Here is a 22,686-nt window from a genome sequence, read left to right as displayed (position 1 = left end):
CCGCCCCGATGGGCGCGGAAATTTGTTCGAACCCCCCAAAGGAAATATCCATGCCTCTCCGCTTCGCTCTTCTCGGTGCCGGTCGTATCGGCAAAGTCCACGCCCGCGCCGTCGGCTCCAACCCCGAGGCAAAACTGGTTGCCGTGGCGGACGCCTTCGAGAAAGCGGCGACGGAACTGGCATCGGCTTACGGCGCCGAGGTACGCACGATCGAGGCGATCGAGAAGGCCAAGGATATCGACGCCGTCATCATCTGCACGCCGACCGACACCCATGCCGATCTGATCGAGCGCTTTGCCAAGGCCGGCAAGGCGATCTTCTGCGAGAAGCCGATCGACCTCAATGTGAAGCGTGTCGAAAAGTGCCTGGCCGTGGTCGACAAGGCCAAGGCCACGCTGATGGTCGGCTTCAACCGCCGCTTCGACCCGCATTTCGCCGCCGTGCGCAAGGCGATCGACGACGGCGCCATCGGCACGGTCGAGATGGTCACCATTACGTCGCGCGATCCCGGCGCGCCGCCGCTCGACTATATCGCCCGCTCGGGCGGCATCTTCCGCGACATGACCATCCACGATTTCGACATGGCCCGCTTCCTGCTCGGCGAGGAGCCGGTGGCGGTCAGCGCGCATGCCTCGGTGCTGGTCGACAAGAAGATCGGCGAGGCTGGCGATTTCGACAGCGTCAGCGTCATCCTCGAAACCGCCTCCGGCAAGCAGGCCGTCATCTCCAATTCGCGCCGCGCCACCTATGGCTACGACCAGCGCATCGAGGTGCATGGCTCGAAAGGCATGGTCGCGGCCGAGAACCAGCGCCCGGTGTCGATCGAACTGGCCAATGAGAAGGGCTACACCCGCCCGCCGCTGCACGACTTCTTCATGACCCGCTACCTCGACGCCTATGCCAACGAGATCGCGGCCTTCATCGCCGCGGCGACAAAGGGCAAGAAGGCGGCACCCAGCGGAGCGGATGGGCTCGTGGCACTGAAGCTGGCAGATGCAGCGCTGAAATCGGCGAAGACAGGCAAGACCGTCCGCCTCGACTAAGGTGTGTTGATATTCAGGTGAGGCCACCTGACCTACATCTGAGCACACCTTGGGCTATTTGGTATCGAACACAGGAGCAACGCGATGAATGGTTCAGCCGGTCGCAATTCGGAAACGCGCGCCATCGTGACCGGCGGCGCGCAGGGCATCGGCTTCGCCGTCGCCGAGGCGCTGGCCGATGAAGGCTGCCGCGCTTTGGCGCTGATCGGCCGCTCGCAGGAGAAGGGCGACAAGGCGGTCGCCTCGCTCAAGAAGGCCGGCGTCGACGCCATCTTCATCAGCGCCGATGTCGCCAAGGTCGCCGACTGCAAGCGCGCCGTCGACACCGCGATCGCCCATTTCGGCACTGTCAACGCGCTGGTCAACGCCGCCGCTACCTCGGCGCGCGGCTCGCTGGTCGAGACCAGCGAAGAGCTTTTCGACGCGATCTTCGCGACCAATGTGCGCGGGCCCTTTTTCCTGATGCAAGGCCTGGTTGCGCATCTGCTCGAGCGCAAGGCGCCGGGCTCGATCGTCAACGTGCTGTCGATGTCGGCGCATGCCGGCCAGTCGTTCCTGACGCCCTATTCGACCAGCAAGGGCGCGCTGATGACGCTGACCAAGAATGTCGCCAGCTCCTATCGGAAGAACCGCATACGCTGCAACGCCGTGCTGCCTGGATGGATGGACACCGAGGGCGAGGCGATCGTGCAGAAGAAGTGGCACGACGCGCCGGACGACTGGTTGGAAAAGGCCGAGGCTTCCCAGCCTATGGGCCAGTTGGTCAAGCCCGCGCAGCTTGCCCGGCTGATCACCTATATGCTGAGCCCGCAGGCCGGCGTCATGACCGGTTCGCTGGTCGACTACGACCAGAACATAGCCGGCGTGATTGGCGAGTAGTGACAAGCGCGCCAACATCGACTATATGAGCCGCATGATCCACCTGACCGCCACGTTCTGGTACTTTAGCTACGGCAGCTCGCTGGCGGCGGGAGGATTGCGCTCGATCTGAAGATTGCAGCATCAAAATCCGAACAGCCGCCAGACCTGGCGGCTTTCTTGTTTCAGCCGGCAGGTCTCCTAAACAGGAGCAGAAAGCCGTGTTGACCACCACAGACGATCTTCGGGTCACCGAAATCAAGGAACTGAGTACGCCGGAAGAGGTGATGCGGGAGATACCGCGCACGCTGACGGCGACGCGCACCGTTGCCGCCTCGCGCAACGCCATCCATTCCATATTGACCGGCACGGATGACCGGCTGGTGGTCGTCGTCGGCCCCTGTTCGATCCACGATCCGGTCGCCGCCATGGATTACGCCAGCCGTCTGGCGGCGCTGCGCGAGGCCCTGGCGGACCGACTGGAGATCGTCATGCGCGTCTATTTCGAGAAGCCGCGCACGACCGTTGGCTGGAAGGGCCTGATCAACGATCCCGACCTCGACGGCAGCTTCAACATCGACAAGGGGCTGCGAATGGCCCGCAACGTGCTCTCGGCCGTCAACAATCTCGGCCTGCCGGCGGCGACCGAATTCCTCGACATGACCACCCCGCAATACATTGCCGACCTTGTCGCCTGGGGTGCGATCGGCGCGCGCACGACAGAGAGCCAGATCCATCGCGAACTCGCATCGGGTCTCTCCTGCCCGGTCGGCTTCAAGAACGGCACCGACGGCAATTTGCGCATCGCCGCCGAGGCGGTGAAATCCGCCGCCCAGCCGCATCATTTCATGGCGGTGACCAAGGGCGGGCGCAGCGCCATTGCGACGACCACCGGCAATGAGGATTGTCACGTCATCCTGCGCGGCGGCATTCAGCCCAATTATGACGCGGCGAGCGTCGCGGCGGCCTCGGCGGAACTCGGCCGGATCGGCGTGGCACCAAGGCTGATGATCGATGTCAGCCATGCCAACAGCTCGAAGAAGCCGGAGAACCAGCCGAAGGTGGCGGCCGACGTGGCGGGCCAGGTCGCGGCGGGCGACGAGCGCATCATCGGCGTCATGATCGAGAGCAATCTCGTCGCCGGCCGCCAGGACGTCGTGCCCGGCAAGCCGCTCGTCTATGGCCAGAGCATCACCGATGGCTGCATCGACTGGGCAACCACCGAGACCGTGCTGCACGGTCTTGCCGGCGCCGTCGAGTGGCGCCGCTCGGCGCGCCGCGCCATGCTGGACAGCCGCCAGGGAGCCGCCTGACGCTGTTGAAACAGCCGCGCCGGAACCGGCGCGGCTGCTGCTATCGCACGTCGATCCAGCGCTGTTCCTCGAACGAGCGCGCCATCGCATGCACGGTTCGCTCAATCTCAAGGCCTTCGTCGAAGTCGATGATCCGCGCCGGCTTGCCGGCGAGCCGGGTCAAAAGTTCGCGGCATTCGATGATCTTGAGGTCGTTGAAGCCGAGGCCGTGGCCGGGCGCCGGCAGGAAGGCGTCGTAGGGCTTGTGGTGCGGCGCCACCAGAATGGTGCGGTAGCCCTGCTCGGTCGGCCGGTCGGCGGTGAGGTAGAGCTGGAACTCGTTGAACCGCTCCTGATCGTAGAGGATCGAGCCTTTGGAGCCGAAGATCTGGATGGCGATGCGGCCCTTGCGGCCCCAGGCCGAACGGTTGACCAGCAGCGTGCCGGCGACGCCGTTTTCGAGATGCATGAGCACGCTGGCGATGTCGTAGGTCTCGACGGCGCGGCGCCCGCCCGAGGCCAGTTTGCGGTCGGCATAGGGCTTGGCCATGTCGCACATGACGCGACCGACACGGCCGAACAGCACATTGACCAGGGACAGCGGATGCACGGCAAAATCGTCTAGCGCGCCATAGCCGGAAGCCGCCTCGTGCTTCCAGAAGAACGGCGCTTCGGGGTCGGCCATGAAATCCTCGTCCATCTCGATGCGCAGATGGTTGACCTCGCCGATGATCTTCTCGTCGAGCAACGCACCGATGTGACGGATGGCGGGGTTCTGGATGTAGTTGTAGCCGAGCGCGGCCACCTTGCCGGATTTCTTCGCCGCCGCGGCCATGGCTTGCGCCTCGGCGAAGCCCGGCGCCATCGGCTTTTCGCACCACAGATGCTTGCCGGCCTCGAGGATGGCGATGGCCATTTCCGGGTGGAACTGGTTGGGCGTGGTCAGCGAGACGACATCGACCTCGGGGTCGTTGACGACGGCGCGCCAGTCGCCGGAGCCTTTGGCGAAGCCGAATTCGGCGGCGCGGCGTTTGGCGAGATCCGCATCGACCTCGCCCAGATGCACCAGCCTTGGCTTGGCGACTTCGGGAAAGACGGTGCCGACCGCGCTCCAGGCAATCGCATGGCACTTGCCCATGAAGCCCGTACCGATAAGACCGACTCCGACCATCTCTGCAATCTCCACTATGGGGAAAATAGTGTGGATGAATTAGTCCATTTTGCTCGCAAATGGAACGTGTGACTCATTTTTTATGGCCTTCTTGCACAGTCTCGCTATGATGTGCACAGAGGGGGCGTCGACAGATGGGCCTGGGCGGAGCGACGATGGACGAACGGGTGCCCCGCGATTTCGAGACGCTGCGGGCAACGATCCTGGAGCGGCGCCAGAGCCTGCCCAAGCGTATCGCGCAGATCGCCGCCTATGCGCTCGACAATCCCGACGATATCGCCTTCGGCACCGCCGCCAGCATCGCCGCTTCCGCCGGCGTTCAGCCTTCGACGCTGATCCGTTTTGCCCAGCAACTCGGCTTCGACGGCTTCACCAGCCTGCAGCAGGTGTTTCGCGAGCGCCTGCGCGAGCGCAATTCCTCCTATGACGAAAGGCTGGCAGCGCTGCGCGCCAAGGCCGAGGAGGGTGCCGGCCACCGGGCGATTTTCGACGGTTTCGTCGCCGCCGCCAGCACTTCGCTCAGCGACATTTCGCGCACGCTCAACGAACCGCATTTCGAAGAGGCGATCGCTCTGCTGGCCAAGGCCGAGACCATCTATGTGCTGGCCAAGCGCCGTTCCTATCCGGTCGCGTCCTACATCGCCTACGCGCTGGGCAAGCTGAAGATCCGCAACCAGCTGATCGAATCGGCCGCCGGCCTGAACGCCGAGATGGTCGGCTTTGCCACGCCGAACGACGCCGTCATTGCCATCAGCTTCTCGCCCTATGCTCCGGCGACCATCGAGGAGACGCGAGCCATCTCCGAGCAGGGCGTGCCGATCGTGGCCATAACCGACAGCTCGTTCTCGCCGCTCGCCCAGTTCGCCAAGGTCTGGTTCGAGGTCGCCGAGGCCGATTTCGCCGGCTTCCGCTCGCTGTCGGCGACGATGGCACTGGCCATGGCGCTGACCGTTGCGGTTGGCGAGAAGCGGCGCGATACGGGCCGCAAGCGCAAAGTCTAGAGCAATTCCAGGAAAAGTGCTTAGCGGTTTTCCGTCCGGAATTGCGTAAAAACAAATACTTAAATGACCTCTACGGCCGCTTCGCCTCCTGCCACCAGGCGCGCCGCGTCGCGCGCAGGCGGCGACCCGAACTGACGGGCATACTCCCGGCTGAACTGGGAAGCGCTCTCATAGCCGACGGCGAAGGCGATTTGTGCCACGTTGCCTGGCTGGGCGACCAGCAGATGGCGGGCCTCCAGCAGCCGGATCTGTTTTTGATACTGGATCGGGCTCATGGCCGTCGCCGCCTTGAAGTGCCGGTAAAATGCAGCGCTGCTCATATGGGCAATTTCGGCCAGATCTGCGACCCGGATTGACTGATGGCAATGCGTCCGGATCCAGGCGATCGCCTGGCCGATCCGGGCCAGATGGCCATCGGTGCGCGCAAGCTGGCGAAGCTTCCCACCTTGCGGGCCTTGCAGCAGCCGAAACAACATCTCGCGTTCGAGCATCGCCGCCAGCACGGGGATCTCCGCTGGCCGGTCAAGCAGCCGCATCATTCGACGCAACGCATCGAGCAGGTCGTCATTGACGGGAGAGGTGGAAAAACTGTCGCCGCCGAGGGCCGGCTCGTGCTCGACGAGGAGCGCGGCGACTGCCTGCAGGTCAAGGGTGAAGCCGACGGCCAGGTAGGGACGCCCGGCGCTCGCTTCGACGATCTGGCTGATGGTCGGCGTCTCGACAGTGTAGATGAAATAGCTGGCGGGATTGTAGCGAAGGGCCTGGTCGCCGATCAGAACCGTTTTCGCGCCCTGCAGCACGAACAAGATCCCCGACCCCCACACGCCCGCCATTGGCGCCGTGGTGACTTCGCTGCGGCCGATCGAAACGCGAGGGATCGCCGTTGCTGTTCGTCGCCCGCACGCATGGCGGCCGGCGATATCGATCAGCTCCCGTAATGCCTCGCTCATGGCGCCAGCATCGCGCATCCACACATACCGCGCAACCCGCATGAGAGGATTAGGCAAGAGCGGGAGAGGTTTCGGCGCGCGGCGGTTCCTGTGCCGCGCCATCTTCGGGTCTTCGATATGGATAGATGGAGACCCCAAAATGACGACATCGAAAAGCGCTGTGGTGACCGGCGCCAACAAGGGCATCGGCCGCGAAATCGTCCGGCGGCTGGCGACGATGGGCTACAGGGTGTGGCTCGGCGCCAGAGATGCCGAACGTGGTATGGCAGCGGCGCAGGCATTGCGCGCCGAAGGCCTGGACGTTCGATGGCTCGAGCTGGACGTGACACGGGACGAAAGCGTAGCGGCTGCCGCCAAAACCGTCGGTGCGGAAAGCGCCTACCTTGACGTTCTGGTGAACAATGCCGGTGTCGCCATCAATTACGAGCTGCCGCCGAGCCAGCAGCATCTTGCCGATATCCGGGCCACCTATGACGTCAACGTCTTCGGACCGATCCGCGTGACACAGGCCTTCCTGCCGCTGCTGCTTGCAGCGCCCGCCGCCCGCATCGTCATGGTGAGCAGCTCCACGGGATCCATCGGCCGCGCGCTCGACTCCGGCACCCCGAACCATTCGGTCAACATGATGGGTTACGGCAGCTCCAAGACGGCCCTCAACGCCATCACCGTGGCCTTCGCCCGGGAACTCGCGCCGCAAGGCATCAAGGTCAATGCCGCGGCGCCCGGCTACACCGCCACCGACCTGAATGGGCATAGAGGCCACCGCACCGTGCAGCAGGCGGCTGAGATCGTCATACGCCTGGCGACCCTGGATGCCGATGGCCCGAATGCCGGGTTTTTCAACGACGATGGTCCGCTTCCCTGGTGAATGGAGCCAAACCTGCCTCGCACCGATTTGGCGGCACTTTCCAGCAAAGGAATGCTCATTCCATCTTGACTATGGATTGGAATTATTATTTCATATTGACGGCGCCACGCTGCCGCTCGCACGTGTACCCCAAAATGAAGTTGCTCAAGACAACAAGGCCGATGGGAGGTTCCAATGGGCGAAGCCGTGGAAGCGAGACAGACACCGCTCGACGTCATCACCATCGGCCGTGCGTCGGTCGATCTCTATGGCCAGCAGACCGGCTCGCGGCTGGAGGACATCACCTCCTTCGCCAAGTCGGTTGGCGGCTGCCCGGCCAATATCTCGGTCGGCACGGCCAGGCTCGGCCTGCGCTCGGCGCTGCTCACCCGCGTCGGCGACGAGCAGATGGGCCGTTTCATCCGCGAACAGCTCAGGCGTGAAGGCGTCTCGGTCGACGGCCTCAAGACCGACAGGGATAGGCTGACCGCGCTGGTGCTCCTGTCGGTTGAGGCGGAGGGCGTCTCGCCGATGATCTTCTATCGCTCCGACTGCGCCGACATGGCGCTGGCGGAGGAGGACATCGACGAGGCCTTTATCGCCTCGGCGCGCTCCGTCGTCGTCACCGGCACGCATTTTTCGCGGCCCAACAGCGACGCCGCCCAGCGCAAGGCGATCCGCATCATGAAAGCCAAGGGCGGCAAGGTGGTGTTCGACATCGACTACCGCCCCAACCTCTGGGGTCTCGCCGGCCATGCCGAAGGCTTTGAGCGCTATGTCAAATCCGACCGCGTCTCGGCGCAGTTGAAGACCGTGCTGCCCGATTGCGATCTCATCGTCGGCACCGAAGAAGAGATCATGATCGCGTCCGGCGCCGACGATTGCCTGAGCGCGCTGAAGACCATCCGCTCGCTGTCCAAGGCCACCATCGTGCTGAAGCGCGGCGCCATGGGCTGCATCGTCTATGACGGGCCGATCAGCGACGATCTCGAGGACGGCGTCGTCGGCAAGGGCTTCCCGATCGAGGTCTATAACGTGCTCGGCGCCGGCGATGCCTTCATGTCGGGCTTCCTGCGCGGCTGGCTCGGCGGCGAGAACCTTGCCACGGCGGCGACCTGGGCCAATGCCTGCGGCGCCTTCGCCGTGTCGCGCCTGCTCTGCGCGCCGGAATATCCGACCTTCGAGGAGCTGCAATTCTTCCTCAAGCACGGCAGCAAGCATCTGGCGCTGCGCAAGGACGAGGCGATCAACCACATCCATTGGGCGACGACCCGCCGGCGCGACATTCCTTCGCTGATGGCGCTGGCCTGCGACCACCGCGTCCAACTCGAGGATGTGGCGGCAAAGGTTGGCGCCGATGTCGCGCGCATCGAGGATTTCAAGGTGCTGACGGTCAAGGCGGCCGCCAAGGTTGCCGCTGGCCGCAGCGGCTACGGCATGCTGCTCGACGAGAAATTTGGCCGCGACGCCATGTTCGAGTTCGCCCGCCATCCCTTCGCCTGGCTCGGCCGTCCCGTCGAACTGCCGGGCTCGCGGCCGCTTCGCTTCGAATTCTCGCAGGACATCGGCTCGCAACTGGTCGAATGGCCGGTCGAGCACTGCATCAAGTGCCTGTGCTTCTACCATCCCGACGATCCCGAGGCGCTGAAGACGGAGCAGCAGCAGAAGCTCCGAGCGCTGTTCGAGGCCGCGCGGAAGGTAGGCCGAGAACTTCTCGTCGAGATCATCGCCGGCAAGCACGGCAAGCTCGACGACACGACGATCCCGCGCGCGCTGGAGGAACTCTATGCGCTCGGCATCAAGCCGGACTGGTGGAAGCTTGAACCGCAGGCTTCGGCAAATGCCTGGGCGAAGATCGAGGCGGTGATCGTCAGGAACGATCCATGGTGCCGCGGCGTCGTGCTGCTCGGGCTGGAAGCGCCGCAGGACGAGTTGGAGGCGGCCTTCGCCGCCACCGCTAAGGCGCCCATCGTCAAAGGCTTTGCCGTCGGTCGCACGATCTTCGTCAACGCCGCCGAACAATGGCTTGCCGGCAGGATGTCGGATGACGAAGCGGTGGCCGACATGGCATCGCGCTTCGAGCAATTGACCGAGGCATGGCTTGCCGCGCGCGGCCGCAAGGCCGCATAAGAAGACGGAAAGCCGGAGGAAACGACATGACCAAGACCGTTCGCCTGACGATGGCGCAGGCTGTGACCCGCTTTCTGTCCCGCCAGATGACCGAGATCGACGGCAAGAAGGTTCAGATCTTCGGCGGCGTCTGGGCGATCTTCGGCCACGGTAATGTCGCCGGCATCGGCGAGGCGCTTTATCAGGTGCGCGACGACCTGCCGACCTTCCGCGCCCACAATGAGCAGGCGATGGCGCATGCGGCGATCGCCTATGCCAAGGCCAATTTCCGCCGCCGCTTCATGGCGGCGACCTCTTCGATCGGCCCCGGCGCGCTCAACATGGTGACGGCGGCAGCACTTGCGCATGTAAACAGACTGCCCGTCCTGTTCTTGCCCGGCGATGTCTTCGCCAACCGCTTGCCGGATCCGGTGCTGCAGCAGGCCGAGGATTTTTCCGACGGCACGGCGACGGTCAACGACTGCTTCCGCGCCGTCTCGCGCTATTTCGACCGCATCACCCGTCCCGAGCAGATCATCCCGGCGCTCAACCGCGCCATGCAGGTGCTGACCGATCCGGCCGAATGCGGGCCGGTGACGCTGTCGCTCTGCCAGGACGTGCAGGCCGAGGCCTATGATTATCCTGAAAACTTCTTTGCCGAGCGCGTCTGGACGCCGCGCAGGGTGCGCCCCGATCGCCAGGAACTGGCGGCCGCGGTGGCAGCGCTCAAGGGCGCGAAAAAGCCGCTGGTGATCGCCGGCGGCGGCGTGCTCTATTCGCAGGCGTCCGGAGAATTGGCGAAGCTGGTGCAGGGCGCCGGCATTCCGGTCTGCGAGACGCAAGGCGGCAAATCCTCGCTGCCGGACGATCATCCGCTCAACATGGCCGCGGTCGGCGTTACCGGCACTTCGGCCGCCAACCGGCTGGCGGAAGAGGCCGACGTGGTGCTCGCCGTCGGCACCAGGCTGCAGGATTTCACCACCGGTTCCTGGGCGCTGTTCAAGAATTCCGGCCGGACCATCATCGGCCTGAACAGCCAGCCTTTCGATGCCGGCAAGCACTGGGCACTGCCGTTGGTCGCCGACGCAGCGGAAGGGCTCTCCGAACTCGCTGCCGCGCTGAAGGGCTGGAAGGCGCCTGCCGCCTGGACCGACAATGCGATCAAGGGCAAGACGGACTGGCAGGCCGATGCCGCCAAGGTGACGGCCTCGACCAATGCCGCCTATCCGTCCGACGCGCAGGTGATCGGCGCCGTGCAGCGCACGATGGGCGCCAGTGTGACCCTGCTGCATGCCGCCGGCGGTCTGCCCGGCGAGTTGCACAAGCTCTGGCAGGCCGGCGCGCCCGGCTCCTACCATGCCGAATATGGCTTCTCGACCATGGGCTACGAGATCGCCGGCGGGCTCGGCGTCAAGATGGCCAAGCCCGACGAGGAGGTCGTCGTAATGATCGGCGACGGCTCCTATCTGATGCTCAATTCCGAGATCGCGACCTCGGTCATGCTCGGCCTCAAGCTGGTAATCGTGCTGCTCGATAATAGAGGCTATGGCTGCATCAACCGGCTGCAGATGGCGACCGGCGGCGCCAACTTCAACAATCTCTTGAAGGACTCGCGCCACGAGATCCTGCCCGACATCGACTTCGCCGCGCATGCGGCAAGCCTCGGCGCCATCGCCGAGAAAGTGTCGTCGATCGCCGGGCTTGAAACCGCGCTAGAGCAGGCGAAGAAGAACGCCCGTACCACGGTTCTTGTCATCGACACCGACCCGCTGGTGTCGACCGATGCCGGCGGCCACTGGTGGGACGTCGCTGTGCCGGAAGTCTCGGCACGGCCGCAGGTGAACGCCGCGCGCAAGAAATACGAGGAAGCCTTGAGCGAGCGGCAGGCTTGAGCCCGCCGCTCATAAAAACCTGAGGTCGCCTTGCAACGATCTGACATTGGAGTGACGACTTGAGAGCCAAACTGGGCATGTCCCCCATCGCGTGGTGGAACGACGATCTTGCTGAACTCAGCGATGACGTGTCGCTGGAGGAGTGCCTGGCGCAGTCGCGCTCGGCCGGCTTCACCGGCATGGAGATGGGCCGCCGCTTCCCCAACGACCCCAAGGTGATGCTGCCGATCCTGAAGGAAGCCGACGTCACGCTGTGCGGCGGCTGGTTCTCCGGCACGCTGGTCGATGAGGAGATGGCGAGGAACAAGGATCGCATCCAGCCGATGATCGATCTGTTCAAGGCGGTGAACGCGCCTTGCATCGTCTATGGCGAGGTCGGCCGTTCCATCCAGGGCGACCGCTCGAAGCCACTCGCCACCAAGCCCAAACTTTCCGGCGACGAGATGAAGGCCTACGCCCGGCGGCTGACCGAATTCGGCGAATGGTGTGCCGAGAAAGGCATGCCGCTGTCCTATCATCACCACATGGCGGCGGTCGTCGAGACCGAGCCGGAACTCGACGCCTTCATGCGCCATTCCGGCGAAGGCATTCCGCTGCTGCTCGACGCGGGTCATTTGGCCTTTGCCGGCGGCGACGTGCTGCGCGCCATCGACAATCATCACAAGCGCGTCAACCATGTTCACGTCAAGGACGTACGCATGGGCGTGATCGACAGTCTCGACCGCACCAGGCAGTCCTTTCTCGACGCCGTGGCGCTCGGTGCCTTCACCGTGCCCGGCGACGGCTCGCTGGATTTCGGCGCTATCGTGCAGAGGCTGGCGGATCATGGCTATGAGGGCTGGTTCGTTGTCGAGGCCGAGCAGGATCCAAAGAAGAATCCGCCGCTCAAAATGGCCCAGGTCGGCTACAAGGAGCTGATGCGGGTGATGACGGCTTCGGGGTACACGGTCGAGACGCAAGGCTTCCCCAACGCATGAACGCTGGATTTGCCGTGACCGGCGGCCTATCCGAGGTCCGGTTGGTGAAATCCGGATTGGCCCGATGAAAGATAATGAGCACCCGTTCTTCCGGCCGCTGTGGCGGCGCGTTGCCATCGTCGCGGTCTGCCTGATCTGGTCGGCAATCGAGTTCGCCTCCGGCACGCCATTCTGGGGCGTGATCGCGCTCGGCTTCGCTGGCTACGCCGTCTGGCAGTTCTTCTACCTCTACAAGCCAGCCGAAGAGGGCAAGGCACCGACCGAGCCCGAACCGAAGGAGTAACCCAGATGTCGAAGCTGCTCGTCAAAGCCAACAAGGGCCATGGCCGCGTCGCCCATGTGACGCCGAAAAATGCCGGCTGGACCTATGTCGGTTTCGATCTGCATCGGCTGAAGCCCGGTGAAAGCGCGTCCGGTGAAACCACAGATCGCGAAGTCTGCCTGGTCTTCGTCACCGGCAAGGGCAAGGCAAGCGTCGGTGGCAAGGATCTTGGCCTGCTCGGCCAGCGCATGTCGCCCTTCGACGGCAAGCCGTGGTCGGTCTACATGCCCGAGGGGTCGGACTGGTCGGTCACCGCCGACACCGATCTCGAGCTTGCCGTCTGCTCGGCGCCGGGGCTTGGCGGCGGCCTGCCGGTTCGCGTCATCGCGCCCGACGATCTTGGCCAGGAAACCCGCGGCAAGGGCACCAACACGCGTTACGTCACCAACATCCTGCCGGAAGGCAAGCCGGCCGATTCGCTGCTGGTGGTCGAGGTCATCACGCCGGGTGGTCACACCTCGAGCTATCCGCCGCACAAGCACGACCAGGACAATCTGCCGGCGGAGTCTTATCTCGAGGAGACCTACTATCACCGCCTCAACCCACCGCAGGGCTTTGCCTTCCAGCGCGTTTACACCGATCCCGACACAGACGGCGCGCGTGCGCTGGACGAGGCGATGGCGATCGAGGATGGCGATGTCGTGCTGGTGCCCAAGGGCTATCACCCTTGCGCAGCTTGCCATGGCTACGACCTCTATTATCTCAATGTCATGGCCGGGCCGAAGCGCACCTGGAAATTCCACAACGCGCCCGAGCACGAATGGCTGATGAAGGCGTGATCCAGAATTTGTTGGTCCAGCACGGAAAAATCGTCGGCTAAGGACCCCGCTGGGTCGATTTGCCATCGAAAACTCTTCAAAGCTTCGTCAATCCGTCATGGAAATCACCTATGGCAGCGGGCTGACGAGGTTTTCTCATGCGCTACGCCATTTACTTCACTCCCAGGCAGGACGAGCCGCTGGCGCGGATCGCCGCCAACTGGCTTGGCCGCGATCCGTTCGGCGCCGCGACCCGGCCGGTCGAGGCCGTCGGTGAATTGTCGGCGGCGGAAGTCGCCTTCCATACGGCGTCGGCGCGGCGCTACGGCTTCCATGCGACACTGAAGGCGCCCTTCCAGCTGGCGCCGAACGAGACGGAAGCCTCGCTGCGCGCGGCACTCGACAGCTTCGCCGAAGCGACCATGCCGGTCACCATTCCACGCCTCGTCGTCGGCCAGATCGACGGCTTTTTCGCGCTCGTGCCGGAAGCGCCGCTGCCGGCGCTCAACCGTTTTGCGGATGACGTTGTGCTCGGCTTCGACCGCTTCCGCGCGCCGCTGACCGAGGCTGAGATCGAACGCCGCAGCCCCGATTCGCTGAAGCCGGCCGAATTCCGCAACCTCTGCCAGTGGGGCTACCCCTACGTCTTCGAGACCTTTCGCTTCCACATGACGCTGTCCGGCCGCGCCGCGTCACAGGAAAGCCCTCGTCTGCGCGCAGCAATAGACAGCCTGTTCGCGGAGGTGCTGCTGCGGCCGGTGCCCGTCGATGCGCTTACGCTGTTTGTCGAAACCGAACCGGGCGCGCCGTTCATGGTGCTTTCCCATCACGCGCTCGGGCGTCGCCCGGCCAGAAAAACTGCCTGAGATCAAGGACTGCCTGAAATGACCGCCGAGACCGTTCTCACCAACGCCCGCATCGTGCTTGCCGACGAGATCGTCGAGGGCTCGCTCGTGCTGCGCGACGGCCTGATTGCCGCCATCGATCCCGGCGCCGCCCGCACCGGCGAGGACATGGGCGGCGACTACGTGATCCCCGGCCTGGTCGAACTCCACACCGACCATCTCGAGGGCCACTACGCGCCGCGGCCGAAAGTGCGCTGGAACCCGATCGCCGCCGTGCTTGCCCATGACGCGCAGGTGGCGACCGCCGGCATCACCACCGTGTTCGACGCCTTGCGCGTCGGCATGGACGAGGATGCCGACCTGAACTCCGCCGACATCCGCAAGCTGGCCGATGCGATCGAGGATAGCGTCGAGCAGGACCGGCTGCGGGCTGATCACTTCATCCATCTGCGCTGCGAAGTTTCGGCACCCGATTGCCTGAGGGCCTTCGCCAATTTCGAGACCGATAAGCGGGTGAAGCTGGCTTCGCTGATGGATCATGCGCCGGGACAGCGCCAGTTCGTCAATCTCGAGACCTATGCCTATTATTACCAGCGCAAGCTGAAGCTGACGGATCGCGCCTTTCAGAAGTTCTGCGAGAAGCGCATGGCGGAATCGGCCATGAACTCCGGTCCCAACCGCGTCTTCATCGCCGCCGCCTGCCATGAGCGCGGCATCGTGCTGGCGAGCCACGACGACGCCACCTCGGGCCATGTCGAGGCGGCGATCGAGCAGGGCGTGCGCGTTGCCGAATTCCCGACCACCGAGGAAGCGGCACGGACCTCGAAAGCGGCCGGGCTCGGCGTGCTGATGGGCGCGCCCAACGTCATGCGCGGCGCCTCGCATTCGGGCAACGTCTCGGCCCGCACGCTCGCCGGCGACGGCCTGCTCGACATATTGTCGTCGGATTACATTCCTTTCAGCCTGATCCAGTCGGCCTTCTTCCTCGGCGATGTCGTCGAGGGCATTTCGCTGCCGCAGGCGGTGGCCATGGTGTCGAAGAACCCGGCCGAGGCGGTCGGCCTCAGCGATCGCGGCGTCATCGAACAGGGCCGGCGCGCCGACCTGGTGCGCGTGCGCGTCGACGACCATGTGCCGGTCGTCCGCACCGTCTGGCGCCAGGGGCGCCGGGTCGCATGATGGTCTCGGCATTGATCGAACGCGAACTCTCCACCGACACCTTTCCGATCCGCCACGGCGTTTTTGTCGCCGTGGTCGGACCGAGCGGCGCCGGCAAAGACACGGTGATCGGCTTTGCCAAGGCGCGTTTCGCCGATGAGAGCCGGCTGGAGTTCGTGCGCCGGGTCATCACAAGGCCGAGCGATGCGGCGAGCGAGGACCACGACACGCTGGCCGACGCGGCCTTTGCCGAAGCCGAGGCCGACGGCGCCTTCGCCATTGCCTGGGAGGCGCATGGCCTGCGCTATGGCATTCCGGCCGATGTCGACTGGTCGGTCGCCAACGGCCAGGTCGCCGTCGCCAACGTGTCGCGCGGCATCATTCCGGTGTTGCGCGACCGCTACGCCAATCTGGCCGTCGTCGAGATCACCGCCACGCCGGAAATCCTCGCCGAGCGGTTGGCCATGCGCGGCCGCGAATCGCGCGGCGAGGTGCTGGCCCGCCTGGCGCGCAGCACATCGGTTGCGCTGTCCGGCCCCGACGTTACCTCGATCGACAACAGCGGCGCCCGCGAAGTGGCAGGCGAACGCTTCGCCGAAGTGCTGCGCAAGGCGATGGCGTTCTCCGACCTGTCGAGCATGATCTAGGACGCCTTTTTGCCTTCTCCCCTTGTGGGAGAAGGTGGATCGGCGCGCAGCGTCGAGACGGAAGAGGGGTGTTGGAGGAAACGCGGCGCGAGAAAATTGAAGGATCTTAATCGCTTACCTCTTCGAGGTGGCGATCCTTCCAACACCCCTCATCCGACCTCGCTTCGCGAGGCCACCTTCTCCCACAAGGGGAGAAGGGAGAGACAAGCAGCTACTCCGCCGGCGCGCCCGCCACGTTCTTGCGCGTGGCGTCGATCATCTGCCGCCGTGCCCGGAACACGCCCCATTGCTGGTCGACCAGCACGCCGATCAGGATCACCCCGCCCATCACCGCGAAGTTGAGTGAGGAGGGGATGCCGAGCAGATTGACGAGGTTCTGCAATTCCTGCAGCAGCACCGTGCCGAGGATGACGCCGATCAACGAGCCTTCGCCGCCGCGCAGCGAGAAGCCGCCGAGCACGGCCGCCGCAATGGCGTAGAGCTCGTAGAACTGCCCGTGGCTGGCCGGCGAGATCGAGCGCGTGTACATGGCGAAATAGATCGCCGACAGCGCCGTCAGCACGCCGCAGATGACGTAGGCCGCCATCACCACGCGCCCCGTGCGGATACCGGAATATTTCGCCGCTTCCTCGTTCTTGCCGATGGCGTAGAGATAGCGCCCGAACACCGAGCGGTGCAGCACCACCCACATCACGACTGAGATGACGATCAGCGCGATGAAGCTGTTCGGCACGCCGTAGCTGCGGCCGGCGGTAAGGAATTCAAGGTCCGGAAAATTCTGGCCGAAGCCGAAGCCAGCCGTGCCGTCGGCGGTGTAGAAGCGCGCCACGCCGCGATAGATCAGCAAGCCGCAGAGCGTCACCACGAAGGGCTGCAGCTTCAGCCGCGTGATCAGCCAGCCATGCACCAGGCCGATGACGGCGCCGAGCGCAATGATCAGCACGAAGGCCAGCGGCCAATCCATCCCGCGCACGGCGATGAAGTCGATGAACAGAGTCCCGAGCAGCGCAACCACCGATCCCACAGACAATTCGATGCCGCCGGTGATGATGACGAAGGCCTGGCCGATCGACAGAATGCCGAACAGGCCGATCAGGTTCGAGGTGTTGGCAAGGTTGATCGGCAAGAGGAAGCGCGGATTGATGATCGCCACCACCGTTCCCACCACCAGGATGAGGATCAGCAGGCCGAGGTCTTTTTTGCTCATCGTCTTCTCCCCAATGCCTGCCTGAGCAGGTTCCGCAAAAGTGTTCTACGGTCTTGCGACCAGAACCTGCGGCGAAACAAAATCTAGTTCGGCTTCTTGCCGACCGCGAGCAGCAGCACGTTTTCCTGGCTGAAATCGTCCTTGTCGAGAATGCCCGAGATCTGGCCCTCATGCATGACGGCGATACGGTCCGAGACGCCGATCACCTCCTCCATGTCGCTGGAGATCATCAGCACGGCGACGCCGGCATCGGCCAGCGCCCGCATCAGCCCGTAGATTTCCGCTTTGGCGCCGATATCGATGCCGCGCGTCGGCTCGTCGAGGATCATCACCTTCGGGTTCATCGCCAGCCACTTGCCCAGCACCACTTTCTGCTGGTTGCCGCCCGACAGCGTGCCGGTGCGGGTCGCGACCGATGGCGCCTTGATGCCGAGATTTGCTTTCTGCTTCTCGGCGGTGGCGACCTCGGCGCTGGCCGAGACCAGCGAGCGCCGTGCATGCGCCGGCAGATTGGGCAGTGAGATGTTCTGCGCGATCGACAGATCGAGCAGGATGCCGGTCAGCTTGCGGTCCTCGGGCACCAGGAAGATGCCGCTGGCCACCGCATCCGCCGCCGAGCCGAGCGCGAGTTCCTTGCCGTCCAGCTTGACGCTGCCGCCGAAGCGTTCGTCGATGCCGAACAGCACGCGCGCCAGTTCGGTGCGGCCGGAGCCGACCAGGCCTGCAAGGCCGAGGATTTCGCCATGCCTGACGTCGAGATCGACGGGACGGTCGGGATAGGCGCTGGTGCGCACTGCCTTGGCCGAAAGCGCCACGCCGCCCGGCGGGCGCGCCGATTCGGCAGCCTTCTCGCGTTCCTTCAGCATGCGGCCGATCATCAGCTTGACCATCTGGTCGTGGTTGATGGTGCTTTTCGGCAATGTGCCGGCGAGCATGCCGTCCCGCAGCACGACGACGCGGTCGGCGACGCGCTCGACCTCATGCAGCCGGTGCGAGATGAAGATGACGCTGATGCCCTCCGCCTTCAGCGCCTTGATGACATCGAGCAATTTGTCGGTTTCGGCGAGCGGCAGGCTGGATGTCGGCTCGTCGAGGATCACCAGCCGCGCCTTGATCGACAGCGCCTTGGCGATCTCGACCATCTGCTGCTGGGCAAGCGACAGCGATGCCACCGGCGCATCGGCCGAGAAATTGGCGCCGACCCGCTTCAGCAGCGGCGCCACCATGGTGCGCAGCTTGGTGCGGTCGACCAGCTTCAGCGGCCCGGCGCGCAGCGGCTCGCGGCCGAAGAAGATGTTGGCGGCAACATCGAGGTTTTCGAACAGATTGAGTTCCTGGTGGACGAAGGCGATGCCGGAGCCGAGGCTGGCCTCGACGGTGAGCCCCTCATGCGCGACGCCGTCGACGGTGATGGTGCCGGTGTCCGGCCTCGTCACGCCGCCGAGGATCTTCATCAGCGTCGATTTGCCGGCGCCGTTTTCGCCGACCAGTCCGATCACCTCGCCCGGCCTCACCTCCATCGAAAACCCGTCCAGCGCCACCACGCCGGGATAGGTCTTGCGCACGCTCTCCAGGCTCAGAAACGGAGCGACCGTGGATGCAACGATGGATGTGTCGGAATAATTCATCACGCCATGATTCATCGCGCTTGCCAGCAGCCGGTAGGCCCCAGAACGACCCCTTCAGCAGACTGACGGGCCTTCGCAGGCCCGTCAATACGAACGCCGGCTCAAGGCAGTCCCTTGAGCCGGCGCAATTGTTCTCGTCCTAGTTTCCGGACATCGCCTTGAGGTTGGCGGCGTAGGCGTCGACATCGTCCTTGCCGATGATCTTGGTCGGGATGATGATCAGCCCATCGGCCGGAACGCCCGACTTGTCGCCCTTGAGATAGGCGGCCATCAGCTTCATGCCCTGATAGGCCCATTCGAAGGGCTGCTGCACGACGGTGGCGGCCACGGTGCCTTCCTTGACGCCGCCCAGCGTGATCGGATCGTCGTCGAAGCCGACGACGGTGATCGAGCCGAGCTTGCCGGCGTCGCGCAGCGCTTCATAGATGCGCGGCGTGTTGTAGGAGTAGAAGCCGACCATGCAGGTGACGTCTGGGCTGGCAACCAGCGCGTCCTCGACATTCTTCTTGGCGCGGGCCTGGTCGATGTCGTCGCCGCGCACGTCGATCAGTTCGATCTTGGTGCCGGTGAGCCCGTCCTTCATGCCCTGGATGCGCTCCTTGGCGTTGTCGGCGCCGAGCAGGCCGACGAAGCCGAGACACTTGCCGCCGTTCGGCATGGCCTTCTTGGCGATCTCGGCCGCCTGCTTGCCGGCATCGACATTGGACGAGCCGATATAGGCAACGCGCTTGGTCTGCGGGGCGTCGCTGTCGGTGGTGAACAGCGCCGTTTCCGAAGCGATCTTGTTCAGCCCGTCGGTCGAGGTCTTCGGGTCTACGGCCGACACCATGATCGCCTTGACGCCTGCGGTCACCAGATCGTCCATCAGCCGCTGCTGGATGGCGACCGACGACTGCTCGGGATACTTCAGCTCGAGATTGTAGTCGGGCAGTTCGCCCTGCGCCTTCTTCACGCCGGCTTCCGCCGCCTTCCAGAAGTCGGACGCGCCGTTGACGACGAAGGCCAGCGTCGGCTTGTCGTCGGCGCGCGCGATTGCGCTCGCCGACAGGCCGAGAGCCAAGGCCGCGGCGGCGATGGATGCGGTACGGATCACAGATTTCATGTTCAACCTCCCTTTTGAAACTCATCGCTGATGTCTCGGCTGCGGCCCGGACGCCCTCCTCCTCGAGGGTCTGACAGCAAAAGAACGGCGCCAATCCAGCCGCGACCGAAACACTAGACACTCATTTGTCGTTCGTAAATAGTCCGATTTGTCTGACATTTTCGTGAGTGCGCGGCGGGCTTTTTTCCGGGGGCAATCCGGACGGGTGGCGCGCCACGCATCGGGTCTCGTCGCGACCGGTCCGAACCCGGATCGGTCACGACGAGTTGACAGTAGAACGCTTACGACTATTAGTAAATAGTATTAGTCATGGTGCTGGGAAGGACGCGTCGCGGGGCGGAGGAGGTCGGTGCCGCGGGGAACGTCAGGGAGGAAGGACGGCGGCGGCGCCATGGCTGCTGCTGCGCGAAAAGCATGAGAAAATCACCGTTTTTGCGGTCTCGACCAGTTGTTTTCGTCGCCATGCGGCGCTACTGGCACAGAACGCTTCGCGTATGATAATAGTTATAAGCGTGCATCTCCGATTAACGGGCCTGATTGAAACCGCCTTGCCGTCGATGCCGGCCTAACGGGGCCGGACTTTGGGAAACGATGCCGACATGAGCGAACCGACGGAACTGCGCGATCCCCCGGAGGCCTCCAGGCGTCGCAAGCCGTCCGCCAGAGGTCCCAAGGGTCGCGTCACCATGACCGACATCGCGAGAGCCGCCGGCTGCTCGCAGGCGACGGTGTCCTTCGTGCTCAACAATTCGCCGGGCATCCGGCTGTCGCAGCAGACGCGCGACCGGGTGATCGAGGCGGCGCGGACGCTCGGCTATGCCGCGCCGGCCTTCTCCGCCTTGCGTGCGCCCGTCACCCCGTTCGAGGGCTTGGACGGCGTCATTGGCTTTGCCGTCGACCAGCTCGCCACCAGTCCGGAAGCGGTGGTAGCCATCGAAGGCGCGCGCCAGGCCTCGTGGAATGCCGGCAATGTGCTCCTGGTGGCGCAGACCATGGGCGACGCCGTCATGGAGCCGAGGGCTATCCAGGCGCTCACCAGGCGCGGCATCTCGGCGCTGATCTACATGACCATCTTCACCCGCGAGATCACCGCGCCGGACTTCCTCTACAGCCTCGACATCCCGGTCATCCTGCTCAACTGCTATACGGCCGACTATGCCTTCCCCGCCGTGGTGCCCTCCGAGATCGCCGGCGGCCAGAGTTCGACCCGCCATCTGATCGGCCATGGCCACCGCCGCATCGCCACCATCACTGGCGAGCCGTGGATGCAGGCGGCGCAGGATAGGCTCAAGGGCTACCGCCGCGCGCTCGCCACCGCCGACATCCCCTTCGACCCGGAACTGGTGGTCGAGGGCGACTGGTCGGCCAGTGCGGGTTATGCAGCGACCGTCAAGCTGCTGGCGCTCAAGGATCGCCCGACCGCGATCTTCTGCCAGAACGACCGCACCGCCATCGGCTGCTACGAGGCGCTGAAGGAGGCCGGCCTGCACATCCCGCAGGATATTTCCGTGGTCGGCTACGACGACGAGGAAATCGCCCGCCACCTCTTCCCGCCGCTGACGACATCGATCTTGCCGCACATGGCGATGGGCCAATGGGCGATCGAGCAGCTGGAAGCGCCGCCTACGCCCGGACGAGGGCGGTATCCGATCACAAAGCTCGAATGCCCGCTGGTGGAGCGGGAGTCGGTGGCGGCTGTGGCGTCCGCATAATTCCGGTGACCCGACCCCATCGCAGGCCTATGCTGGCATCGCGTGCGATCCTCACTTGGGTACCGGAAAGACGCTCATGTGGCCGAACCGTCGTTTATGCGATCTGCTGAAGATCGAGCATCCGATCATCCAGGCCCCTAGGGCTGGTTCGGCGACGCCCGAGCTCGCCGCGGCAGTGAGCAATGCCGGCGGATTGGGATCGCTAGGCTGCGCATCGATGCCGCCGGATGGTCTGCATGAAGCGGTTCGCAAGGTCAGAGCGGGGACCAATCATCCGTTCAACCTAAATTTCTTCGCTCATCCGCAACCCCGCACGAGTGATGCCGTCCTGGCCCAGACCATGGACAGGCTGCGCCCTTACTACGAGGAGCTGTCTCTCGGCGCGCCGCCGGCAAGGCTGCCATCGCTGGGACCGGGCTTCGACGAGGCCAGGCTCGAACTCGTGCTCGAGGTCCGCTCACCTGTCGTCAGTTTCCACTTTGGCATACCGGACGCGACAGCGATCGGCCGGCTGAAGCAGGCCGGACTCGTGATCATCAGCACCGCGACGAACGTCGCCGAGGCGCGCAAGCGGCCGGCATCGACGCCGTCATCGCCCAGGGATGGGAAGCGGGCGGGCATCGCGGCTCTCACGTTCCGACCGATCCAGGTGACGGCGTGGGAACGATGGCGCTGGTTCCCCAAATCGTGGATGCCATCGATCTCCCGGTCATTGCCGCGGGAGGCATTGCCGACGGCCGAGGCATAGCGGCTGCTTTTGCCCTTGGCGCCAGCGGCGTGCAGATCGGCACCGGCTTTCTGTCCTGTGACGAGGCCGGCACGGATGCGCCGCGCCGCGCCCTGATCCGCTCCGCGACCGACATGGATACAATGGTCAGCAATGCCTTTTCCGGCCGCGCTGCACGGACGAAGCGCACGCGTTACGCCCTGGAGATGGAAGAGAGCCGAACGCGCCTGCCGGATTTCCCGCAAATGTATTCGCTCAGTGCGCCGCTCGGCGATGCCGGGCACGCAAAGGGGAATGGAGATTTCGATTTTCACCTGTACGGGCAAGCAGCAGCGCTGAACAAAGAGCTTCCGGCTGGGCAGTTGATGCGCACGCTTGTCGCCGAAACGAAGGCGATATTCGACGCCCTCTCGGCATAATGCGATGGCAGGACCGCGAGG

Annotated in this window: 20 protein-coding genes and 1 pseudogene; 16 read left to right on the top strand and 5 right to left on the bottom strand. The window is 64.5% G+C overall.

The genetic code is table 11. The features are described from left to right. The first annotated feature begins 50 nt into the window (after nucleotides 1-50). The 4 genes from iolG to AC04SI_RS15930 all read left to right on the top strand — a co-directional run bounded on the left by iolG (nucleotide 51) and on the right by AC04SI_RS15930 (nucleotide 3,214). Nucleotides 51-1,043 (top strand): inositol 2-dehydrogenase, encoded by a 993-nt coding sequence (gene iolG / locus AC04SI_RS15945; protein ID WP_488474486.1) that lies wholly within the window; start codon nucleotides 51-53, stop codon nucleotides 1,041-1,043. Between the two features lie 84 nt (nucleotides 1,044-1,127). Beyond that, nucleotides 1,128-1,922 carry an SDR family oxidoreductase gene (locus AC04SI_RS15940; RefSeq protein WP_404274625.1) on the top strand — a complete coding sequence of 265 codons (795 nt, stop codon included), beginning with the start codon at nucleotides 1,128-1,130 and terminating at the stop codon, nucleotides 1,920-1,922. After that, nucleotides 1,912-2,034: a hypothetical protein gene (locus tag AC04SI_RS15935; protein WP_488474485.1), complete on the top strand. Its 123-nt coding sequence runs from the start codon at nucleotides 1,912-1,914 to the stop codon at nucleotides 2,032-2,034. The genes AC04SI_RS15940 and AC04SI_RS15935 overlap by 11 nt, the downstream gene beginning before the upstream one ends. An 88-nt stretch (nucleotides 2,035-2,122) precedes the next feature. Beyond that, complete coding sequence (locus tag AC04SI_RS15930) at nucleotides 2,123-3,214, top strand: 3-deoxy-7-phosphoheptulonate synthase (protein WP_488474484.1); 1,092 nt, start codon at nucleotides 2,123-2,125, stop codon at nucleotides 3,212-3,214. Between the two features lie 40 nt (nucleotides 3,215-3,254). Here the strand turns inward: AC04SI_RS15930 and AC04SI_RS15925 are convergent, their stop codons facing one another. After that, on the bottom strand, nucleotides 3,255-4,364 hold the full coding sequence (locus AC04SI_RS15925; RefSeq protein ID WP_488474483.1) for a Gfo/Idh/MocA family protein: 1,110 nt from the start codon (nucleotides 4,362-4,364) through the stop codon (nucleotides 3,255-3,257). A 155-nt stretch (nucleotides 4,365-4,519) separates the two neighbouring features. Between AC04SI_RS15925 and AC04SI_RS15920 the strand changes: the two genes are divergently transcribed. Continuing rightward, nucleotides 4,520-5,365, top strand: a complete 846-nt coding sequence (locus tag AC04SI_RS15920) for a MurR/RpiR family transcriptional regulator (RefSeq protein ID WP_192178309.1) — start codon at nucleotides 4,520-4,522, stop codon at nucleotides 5,363-5,365. Between the two features lie 59 nt (nucleotides 5,366-5,424). On the opposite strand, the gene AC04SI_RS15915 is transcribed toward AC04SI_RS15920, so the two are convergent. Further along, a complete protein-coding gene (locus AC04SI_RS15915; protein WP_488474482.1) occupies nucleotides 5,425-6,333 on the bottom strand; it encodes an AraC family transcriptional regulator in 909 nt (302 codons plus the stop codon). A gap of 121 nt (nucleotides 6,334-6,454) precedes the next feature. Between AC04SI_RS15915 and AC04SI_RS15910 the strand changes: the two genes are divergently transcribed. The 9 genes from AC04SI_RS15910 (at nucleotide 6,455) to phnN (ending at nucleotide 15,870) form a co-directional block, all read left to right on the top strand. Continuing rightward, a complete protein-coding gene (locus AC04SI_RS15910; RefSeq protein WP_488474481.1) occupies nucleotides 6,455-7,183 on the top strand; it encodes an SDR family oxidoreductase in 729 nt (242 codons plus the stop codon). A 174-nt stretch (nucleotides 7,184-7,357) separates the two neighbouring features. After that, complete coding sequence (locus AC04SI_RS15905) at nucleotides 7,358-9,292, top strand: bifunctional 5-dehydro-2-deoxygluconokinase/5-dehydro-2-deoxyphosphogluconate aldolase (protein ID WP_488474480.1); 1,935 nt, start codon at nucleotides 7,358-7,360, stop codon at nucleotides 9,290-9,292. A 26-nt stretch (nucleotides 9,293-9,318) separates the two neighbouring features. Further along, the gene (gene iolD / locus AC04SI_RS15900; protein WP_404274634.1) at nucleotides 9,319-11,163 is read left to right on the top strand and encodes a 3D-(3,5/4)-trihydroxycyclohexane-1,2-dione acylhydrolase (decyclizing); all 1,845 of its coding nucleotides are present in this window, start codon (nucleotides 9,319-9,321) and stop codon (nucleotides 11,161-11,163) included. 59 nt (nucleotides 11,164-11,222) lie between these two features. After that, the gene (iolE, locus tag AC04SI_RS15895) at nucleotides 11,223-12,140 is read left to right on the top strand and encodes a myo-inosose-2 dehydratase (RefSeq protein ID WP_404274635.1); all 918 of its coding nucleotides are present in this window, start codon (nucleotides 11,223-11,225) and stop codon (nucleotides 12,138-12,140) included. A gap of 64 nt (nucleotides 12,141-12,204) precedes the next feature. Beyond that, nucleotides 12,205-12,423, top strand: coding sequence for a DUF3329 domain-containing protein (locus tag AC04SI_RS15890; RefSeq protein WP_192178304.1), 219 nt, complete (start codon nucleotides 12,205-12,207; stop codon nucleotides 12,421-12,423). 5 nt (nucleotides 12,424-12,428) lie between these two features. After that, the gene (iolB, locus tag AC04SI_RS15885) at nucleotides 12,429-13,241 is read left to right on the top strand and encodes a 5-deoxy-glucuronate isomerase (protein ID WP_404274637.1); all 813 of its coding nucleotides are present in this window, start codon (nucleotides 12,429-12,431) and stop codon (nucleotides 13,239-13,241) included. A gap of 137 nt (nucleotides 13,242-13,378) precedes the next feature. Continuing rightward, entirely contained in the window at nucleotides 13,379-14,086 is a 708-nt protein-coding gene (locus AC04SI_RS15880; RefSeq protein ID WP_404274639.1) for a DUF1045 domain-containing protein, read from the top strand. An 18-nt stretch (nucleotides 14,087-14,104) separates the two neighbouring features. Next, nucleotides 14,105-15,244 (top strand): alpha-D-ribose 1-methylphosphonate 5-triphosphate diphosphatase, encoded by a 1,140-nt coding sequence (locus AC04SI_RS15875; RefSeq protein ID WP_404274641.1) that lies wholly within the window; start codon nucleotides 14,105-14,107, stop codon nucleotides 15,242-15,244. Then, on the top strand, nucleotides 15,241-15,870 hold the full coding sequence (phnN, locus tag AC04SI_RS15870) for a phosphonate metabolism protein/1,5-bisphosphokinase (PRPP-forming) PhnN (protein WP_404274642.1): 630 nt from the start codon (nucleotides 15,241-15,243) through the stop codon (nucleotides 15,868-15,870). The genes AC04SI_RS15875 and phnN overlap by 4 nt, the downstream gene beginning before the upstream one ends. 211 nt (nucleotides 15,871-16,081) lie before the next feature. Here the strand turns inward: phnN and AC04SI_RS15865 are convergent, their stop codons facing one another. The 3 genes from AC04SI_RS15865 to AC04SI_RS15855 all read right to left on the bottom strand — a co-directional run bounded on the left by AC04SI_RS15865 (nucleotide 16,082) and on the right by AC04SI_RS15855 (nucleotide 19,807). Continuing rightward, nucleotides 16,082-17,077, bottom strand: a complete 996-nt coding sequence (locus AC04SI_RS15865; protein ID WP_488474479.1) for an ABC transporter permease — start codon at nucleotides 17,075-17,077, stop codon at nucleotides 16,082-16,084. Between the two features lie 83 nt (nucleotides 17,078-17,160). After that, a complete protein-coding gene (locus tag AC04SI_RS15860; protein ID WP_488474513.1) occupies nucleotides 17,161-18,705 on the bottom strand; it encodes a sugar ABC transporter ATP-binding protein in 1,545 nt (514 codons plus the stop codon). Between the two features lie 139 nt (nucleotides 18,706-18,844). Continuing rightward, nucleotides 18,845-19,807, bottom strand: coding sequence for a sugar-binding protein (locus tag AC04SI_RS15855; protein WP_404274646.1), 963 nt, complete (start codon nucleotides 19,805-19,807; stop codon nucleotides 18,845-18,847). 599 nt (nucleotides 19,808-20,406) lie between these two features. Between AC04SI_RS15855 and AC04SI_RS15850 the strand changes: the two genes are divergently transcribed. Both AC04SI_RS15850 and AC04SI_RS15845 read left to right on the top strand, forming a co-directional pair. Further along, nucleotides 20,407-21,519 carry a LacI family DNA-binding transcriptional regulator gene (locus AC04SI_RS15850; protein ID WP_404274648.1) on the top strand — a complete coding sequence of 371 codons (1,113 nt, stop codon included), beginning with the start codon at nucleotides 20,407-20,409 and terminating at the stop codon, nucleotides 21,517-21,519. Between the two features lie 76 nt (nucleotides 21,520-21,595). After that, nucleotides 21,596-22,665 (top strand): annotated as a pseudogene (locus tag AC04SI_RS15845) (NAD(P)H-dependent flavin oxidoreductase). Nucleotides 22,666-22,686: the final 21 nt, after the last annotated feature.

The organism is Mesorhizobium sp. CNPSo 4689 (assembly GCF_057784325.1).
The sequence above is the reverse complement of the archived record's forward strand: the minus strand, read 5'-3'. Positions and strand labels throughout refer to the sequence as shown.

What these genes read in the sequence shown, in the direction of transcription:
- AC04SI_RS15905 (WP_488474480.1), top strand. Translation starts at nt 7,358, where the DNA reads ATGGGCGAAGCCGTGGAAGCGAGACAGACACCGCTCGACGTCATCACC.
- AC04SI_RS15860 (WP_488474513.1), bottom strand. Translation starts at nt 18,705, where the DNA reads ATGAATTATTCCGACACATCCATCGTTGCATCCACGGTCGCTCCGTTT.
- phnN (WP_404274642.1), top strand. Translation starts at nt 15,241, where the DNA reads ATGATGGTCTCGGCATTGATCGAACGCGAACTCTCCACCGACACCTTT.
- AC04SI_RS15850 (WP_404274648.1), top strand. Translation starts at nt 20,407, where the DNA reads ATGAGCGAACCGACGGAACTGCGCGATCCCCCGGAGGCCTCCAGGCGT.
- AC04SI_RS15875 (WP_404274641.1), top strand. Translation starts at nt 14,105, where the DNA reads ATGACCGCCGAGACCGTTCTCACCAACGCCCGCATCGTGCTTGCCGAC.
- AC04SI_RS15915 (WP_488474482.1), bottom strand. Translation starts at nt 6,333, where the DNA reads ATGCGCGATGCTGGCGCCATGAGCGAGGCATTACGGGAGCTGATCGAT.
- AC04SI_RS15865 (WP_488474479.1), bottom strand. Translation starts at nt 17,077, where the DNA reads ATGAGCAAAAAAGACCTCGGCCTGCTGATCCTCATCCTGGTGGTGGGA.
- AC04SI_RS15855 (WP_404274646.1), bottom strand. Translation starts at nt 19,807, where the DNA reads ATGAAATCTGTGATCCGTACCGCATCCATCGCCGCCGCGGCCTTGGCT.
- iolD (WP_404274634.1), top strand. Translation starts at nt 9,319, where the DNA reads ATGACCAAGACCGTTCGCCTGACGATGGCGCAGGCTGTGACCCGCTTT.
- AC04SI_RS15880 (WP_404274639.1), top strand. Translation starts at nt 13,379, where the DNA reads ATGCGCTACGCCATTTACTTCACTCCCAGGCAGGACGAGCCGCTGGCG.
- AC04SI_RS15890 (WP_192178304.1), top strand. Translation starts at nt 12,205, where the DNA reads ATGAAAGATAATGAGCACCCGTTCTTCCGGCCGCTGTGGCGGCGCGTT.
- AC04SI_RS15920 (WP_192178309.1), top strand. Translation starts at nt 4,520, where the DNA reads ATGGACGAACGGGTGCCCCGCGATTTCGAGACGCTGCGGGCAACGATC.
- iolB (WP_404274637.1), top strand. Translation starts at nt 12,429, where the DNA reads ATGTCGAAGCTGCTCGTCAAAGCCAACAAGGGCCATGGCCGCGTCGCC.
- AC04SI_RS15940 (WP_404274625.1), top strand. Translation starts at nt 1,128, where the DNA reads ATGAATGGTTCAGCCGGTCGCAATTCGGAAACGCGCGCCATCGTGACC.
- iolG (WP_488474486.1), top strand. Translation starts at nt 51, where the DNA reads ATGCCTCTCCGCTTCGCTCTTCTCGGTGCCGGTCGTATCGGCAAAGTC.
- AC04SI_RS15910 (WP_488474481.1), top strand. Translation starts at nt 6,455, where the DNA reads ATGACGACATCGAAAAGCGCTGTGGTGACCGGCGCCAACAAGGGCATC.
- AC04SI_RS15925 (WP_488474483.1), bottom strand. Translation starts at nt 4,364, where the DNA reads ATGGTCGGAGTCGGTCTTATCGGTACGGGCTTCATGGGCAAGTGCCAT.